At 35.2% G+C, this 3,513-nt stretch carries 2 protein-coding genes and 1 pseudogene; all 3 read right to left on the bottom strand.

All coding sequences use genetic code 11. From position 1 onward, the window contains the following. Window positions 1-624: pseudogene (locus HMPREF0819_RS09040) on the bottom strand (hypothetical protein); the annotation flags it as partial. Window positions 625-734: 110 nt separating this feature from the next. After that, entirely contained in the window at window positions 735-2,375 is a 1,641-nt protein-coding gene (locus tag HMPREF0819_RS03365) for a GBS Bsp-like repeat-containing protein (RefSeq protein WP_044023301.1), read from the bottom strand. An 83-nt stretch (window positions 2,376-2,458) separates the two neighbouring features. Then, window positions 2,459-3,385: a glycosyltransferase family 2 protein gene (locus tag HMPREF0819_RS03370; RefSeq protein WP_004232305.1), complete on the bottom strand. Its 927-nt coding sequence runs from the start codon at window positions 3,383-3,385 to the stop codon at window positions 2,459-2,461. Window positions 3,386-3,513 lie beyond the last annotated feature (128 nt).

A 3,513-nucleotide genomic window follows, 5' to 3' on the forward strand; every position in this document is an offset into this window, starting at 1 on the left:
AAATCCTTTTGCTGTTAGGGCTGCGCTTGTTGTTTCTTTCTTAACAACTTTTGAATCAGCTAATTGATCAATAACTTTCTGACTAAGTGCTTGAATATTCGATGTAGAGACTTTGGAGTCTGTAAGAATTAATTTTTTCGTCTCATCTGGAGAGACATTTTCAACATCACTATTAGTTTCTTGCTGTTCAGACTCTGTAAGAATTAATTTTTTCGTCTCATCTGGAGAGACATTTTCAACATCACTATTAGTTTCTTGCTGTTCAGACTCTGAAGTAGTGATATTTTCATCTTTAATAGCTTTATCAGATGTCTCTTGTGAAATCACAGGAGAGATTAATTTATTATCTTCTGTAGTTTCTTGAGTCTCAGAAGATACTGCTTCTTGATTATTAAAATCTGATTGTTCTTGATCTACTGACTGATTCTCTGATAATTGAACGCCATTATTCGTATCAGTATTTTGCTGAACTGACTCAGATTCATTTACAGTTGATTGAACATTCTCAGTGACTGTCGTTGCTTGCGTTGGGATATTTTCATCAGCGAAAACGTGCCCCGAACTTAAAAAAGCTCCTACAATAAGTGGAGATACTAGGCAGCTTCGAAGGATATTCTTTTTCACATTAATCCCCTCTTTCTATCTTTCCTAATAATCATTTTACCATGATTTTGAAAGACCTTCAAGTGTTCAAAATATTGAAATGGCAGTGATTACTACCACTGCCATTCATTTTAATCTGGATAAATGTATGAAACATTTCCGCCCAAGAATGAATCAAGCGGATTGAACCAGCCTCGGAAATTGCCAATATATTGTTTTCCAGCATAGTTTGCTTCTTTAACTTGAATACGTGTATTACTTGAAACATGAGTGACGTAAGCAACATGTCCATATCCGCCACCATCATGAGGCCAAACAACAATTGATCCTACTCTTGGAGTCGTTCCTACTCTAAATCCCTTCGCACGCGCATTGACTACCCATCCACCAGCATTACCAAGCCAGTTTGGAATCCAAGGTGCTAAAGACTTAACACCCCAAGTACATTGTCCAACCGGATACGTATTGGTTTCATTAATGTATGTTGTAATACGTGGAGATGGGGCTGCTTGAGGTTTATAAGACTGATCAGCAAGATTAAATGTCGCTGTCGAATTATCTGAGTAAATCACCGTCGCAGTCACAGAAAAAGTATCTGCTTGATTATTAATAGATTTCAAATCTACTATCTGAGAAACCTTACCGTAAGACGTTGTCTTTGCTTCGTACATTTTTGATTTTTGTGAATTTGATTTTGAAGTAACTTGTACTCGCAAACCATTAACTCGTTTGGACATTGCCTTTTCAGTAGCAGTTACTTTAAATGTACCATTTTCTGTATTAACCTCACTAATACCAATTGCAGGATTTTCTAGGCTACTAATCTGTTCAACTCGGAAACCCGGGGTTCCAGACAAACAATCAAAATTATTTGTAATTGAATTCTGACCATAAATGTGAACACTGTAGTCTCCTAAATCAAATCCATGATTAGTTAATTGAACTACAGCTTTGTAAGTACCATCAGAAATTTTATCCGCCTGATACCATTCTAAAACATCTTGACTATTGACATTTGACCAGACTGGTACAGTGATTGAAGTAATGTACTCAGGAACATTGCTAACCACAACTTCATAAGTCTTATCAGAAATCTGATTAATCTGGCTTGAAACTTCTTGCTTTTCAATCATTGTATCCTGACCATTAATTGCAGTCATTTTACCATTTTGAGCTAAGTACGTATGAACAAAATATCTTCCATACCCCTTATGATTTTTCAAGTCGACGCTCGTCACACCTTTTCCTGAATCATCATACCATCTTAAATCATCTTGACCATTTTCTTCTGACCAAACAGCATAAGTAATTTTTCCGTTAGATGGAGCATTGATATCAGTTGACAACTGAATTTTTCCATTTTGAACACTTACTTGCGGAGCTTTTGGATTAATTTTTACAGCATCTAATGCTACACCTGAAACTCGTCCATTGGAATAAGTTGTATAAACATGAGTAATATAATTCCCAGCACGATTACCATAATCCGCTAAATTAACTTTAACTTTTGCTTGACCATCATTAATATCAGTTACATTGTACCACTTAAGATCATCCTGTCCATTTTCTTCTGACCAAACTGCAACGTCAATACTTTTAATAGCTTTTCCGTTAGGCGATTGCTGAGCGGTCACTTCAAATGTTTTACTTACAGCATTGAATGGTGTTTTCGTTACCAGTGCATCATTTTGTTGATCTGCCATGACAGAGTTAGAAAGAATTGCCATGCTTAGTACGGCCGTAGACAATAAAGCTGATTTGATTTTATTCAAAAAGCTGTTCTCCTTTTTTAATATAATGTTTTACACTATATTCATTCGGAAAAACAGCTAAAAACTTTTATAAAATTTTAATTTTATCCCTTTTCTTTGATGATATAAACAGGACGTTTTTTAGTTTCAAGGAAAATCTTAGAAATATATTTTCCGATAATTCCAAGAGCAAGTAGTTGAATACCACCAATAAATAAAATAATACAAATTAAACTTGCCCAACCAGAAACACTACCACCAATTGTAAGTTTACGGATAATAATAAATAGAATTCCTAAGATTGATACAATAAACGATACTGCTCCAGCCCAAAGAGATAAATCAAGTGGCGCCTCAGAAAAATTGATGAACCCTTCCATTGAGTATTTTAACAAGCTCCAAAAACTCCACGATGTTTCACCGGCCACGCGCTCACGATTTTCATAAGCGATATATGTAACATCAAAGCCAACCCAAGAAAAGATTCCTTTTGAGAAGCGGTTAACTTCTCCAAGTTTCAAGATACTATCCACAACTTGTCTAGTCATTAATCGGAAATCACGTGCGCCGTTAACCATCTCTGTATCAGAAACAGCATTAATGATTTTATAAAACATTTTTGAAAAGAAAGAACGAATAACTGGTTCACCTTTTCGATCAGCACGACGTGTTCCCACAACATCGTAACCCTCTTTGATTTTTTCATACATATCAATCAAAAGTTCAGGTGGATCTTGCAAATCAGCGTCCATAACGGTGATAAAATCACCATCTGCAGCTTCAAGCCCAGCTAGTAAACCGGCTTCTTTCCCAAAATTACGTGAGAATGACAAATAGTGAACATTTGCAAAGTGATTAGCGACATCTCGAAGCACTTTTAAAGTTTCATCCTTTGAACCATCATTGACAAAAATGTAATCAAAAATCAATTGGTCCTTCATTTTACTCTCAACTTTTTGAGTTTCTTCTAAAAACGGATAAATTGTTTCTTGTTCGTTATAGCAAGGAACAACAATGGATAGTTTTTTCATTTATTTACCTTCAATCTGATTTAACACCTTATAAGTATAACACAAGTATAAAATAATTTTCATGAAAAACTTCAAAAAAAAGGCTCTATAATTTCTGTAGTGGGTAACTCCACTGTGGAATTATAGGG

It is taken from the genome of Streptococcus equinus ATCC 9812 (genome assembly GCF_000187265.1).
In the GTDB taxonomy this organism is placed as follows: Bacteria; Bacillota; Bacilli; order Lactobacillales; family Streptococcaceae; genus Streptococcus; species Streptococcus equinus.

What these genes read in the sequence shown, in the direction of transcription:
- HMPREF0819_RS03370 (WP_004232305.1), bottom strand. Translation starts at nt 3,385, where the DNA reads ATGAAAAAACTATCCATTGTTGTTCCTTGCTATAACGAACAAGAAACA.